This window comes from Actinomadura sp. KC216, from assembly GCF_004348535.1.
Lineage (GTDB): Bacteria > Actinomycetota > Actinomycetes > Streptosporangiales > Streptosporangiaceae > Spirillospora.
Window position 1 is genome coordinate 1 of sequence record NZ_SMJX01000612.1, and the last position, 1,568, is coordinate 1,568.

The following is a 1,568-nucleotide window of genomic DNA, read 5'->3' on the forward strand; positions in this document are numbered from 1 at the left end:
GGGTGGTGCCGGGACCGCCGCCGAGCCCGGGGGGAAGGCCCTGGGGCATTCCGCCGTCGGCTGCGGGCTGCTGGTCCTGGCGGCCCTTGCCCGCGCGCTTGCGCGGGTCACCGCTGCGCTGCTTGCCCTTCTTGTTCTTGGACGCCTTCGCGGCCTTGGTCTTCCTGCGTCCGCCGGGCATGCCGGGAAGGCCCATCCCGCCGGCCATCTGGCGCATCATCTTCTGCGCGTCGAAGAACCGGGTGACGAGGCTGTTGACCTCGCCGACGCCGACGCCGGAGCCCTTCGCGATGCGGGCGCGGCGGGAGCCGTTGATGATCTTGGGTTGGGCGCGTTCCTGCGGGGTCATCGAGCGGATGATCGCGGCGATCCGGTCCAGGTCCTTGTCGTCGATCTGGTTGACCTGGTCGCGGACCTGCCCCATGCCGGGCATCATGCCGAGCAGGTTGCCGATCGGGCCGAGCTTGCGGATCATCATCATCTGCTCGAGGAAGTCCTCGAGGGTGAAGTCCTCGCCCGAGGCGAACTTGCTGGACATCTTCTCGGCCTGCTCGGCGTCGAACGCCTGCTCGGCCTGCTCGATCAGGGTGAGGATGTCGCCCATGTCGAGGATGCGGCCCGCCATGCGGTCCGGGTGGAAGACGCTGAAGTCCTCGAGCTTCTCGCCCGTCGAGGCGAACATGATCGGACGTCCGGTGACATGCCGGACGGACAGCGCCGCACCACCCCGCGCGTCGCCGTCGAGCTTGGTGAGGACGACGCCGTCGAAGCCGACGCCGTCCATGAACGCCTGCGCGGTATTGACCGCGTCCTGGCCGACCATCGCGTCGACGACGAACAGCACGTCGTCGGGCTTCACGGCGTCGCGGATGTCGATGGCCTGCTGCATCATCTCGGCGTCGACACCGAGACGTCCCGCGGTGTCGATGACGACCACGTCGTGCTGGGCGTGCTTGGCCTGCTCGATGGAGCGGCGCGACACGTCCACAGGGTCGCCGACGCCGCTGCCCGGCTCCGGCGCGAACACCGGCACCCCGGCCCGCTCCCCGACGACCTGCAGCTGCTGGACGGCGTTGGGGCGCTGCAGGTCGGCGGCCACGAGCATCGGCGCGTGGCCTTCCTGCTTCAGCCACCGGGCCAGCTTGCCCGCGAGCGTCGTCTTACCGGCACCCTGCAGGCCCGCGAGCATGATCACGGTCGGCGGGTTCTTGGCCAGCCTGATCCGGCGCGTCTCGCCGCCGAGGATGTTGATGAGCTCCTCGTTGACGATCTTGACGACCTGCTGCGCCGGGTTCAGCGCCTGCGAGACCTCCGCGCCCCGGGCCCGCTCCTTGACCTGGGTGATGAAGTCCTTGACCACGGGCAGCGCGACGTCGGCCTCGAGCAGTGCGATCCGGATCTCGCGGGCGGTGGCGTTGATGTCGGCCTCGGAGAGCCGGCCCTTGCTGCGCAGCGACGAGAAGACCGTCGTCAGCCGGTCGGAGAGCGTCTCGAACACGTGTCTGGACCGTCCTTAAAGCTTCTGGGATCGCCTATCAGCGTATCGGGTCACCGGCCGAGTCCTGCCC

Annotated in this window: 1 protein-coding gene; it reads right to left on the reverse strand. The window is 69.2% G+C overall.

Features of this window, described 5'->3' with window-relative positions:
* The coding region (gene ffh, locus E1264_RS42485) for a signal recognition particle protein (protein WP_132183229.1) at positions 1-1,498 on the reverse strand (1,498 nt) is incomplete at its 3' end.
* Between the last annotated feature and the right edge of the window lie 70 nt (positions 1,499-1,568).